Here is a 522-nt window from a genome sequence, read left to right as displayed (position 1 = left end):
GAACACGGGGGCCACCCCGCCAACCTGGCCGCTAGTGTGCGAGAAAAGTTTGCGAGCCTGATCGCCCGCAATATCGGCCCCTCCTGGGTTGGTATCAACCCCTTAAGTGGCAAGGCGCAGGCTCTGTGGCTGATTGATCCGGTCTATGCCAACATCACCGGGAAATCTGCGCCTATGGGGCTTCTGGCGGCTGCTAGTCGCACCCTGGGGGAGTTTCTTGACCATGATCCGCACTTTGCGCACCGGTTTAGTCGCTCGCCGTTCTATCAAGGTGATGATCCGACGGCTTATCGTTGGTATTGCCAGCACAAGCGTGTTTATCGGCTTGCTGACCTACTCCAGGAGGTACGCACCATGATCGGGCACACCACCGGCGAGACCACCACTCGCACGTCGTTTACCTCGGGCACCGAGCTGATCAACGCGGTGAAAGCGCGCTGTGAAGAGGCCCAAGCTTTTCAAGCCCTCGCTAAGGATGTGGAAAGCGAACTCGGTGCCGAGTTGGATCAGTACGACCCGGAG

1 protein-coding gene is annotated in these 522 nt (G+C 59.0%); it reads left to right on the top strand.

What is annotated here, in order from left to right; all coding sequences use genetic code 11:
* Nucleotides 1-522 (top strand): replication initiation protein (locus FHE74_RS10590; RefSeq protein WP_246049296.1); only part of this gene is annotated, 522 nt, incomplete at both ends.

The sequence above is a fragment of the Corynebacterium tapiri genome (assembly GCF_006334925.1).
GTDB classification, from domain to species: domain Bacteria; phylum Actinomycetota; class Actinomycetes; order Mycobacteriales; family Mycobacteriaceae; genus Corynebacterium; species Corynebacterium tapiri.
This window is presented reverse-complemented; position numbering and strand designations above follow the sequence as displayed.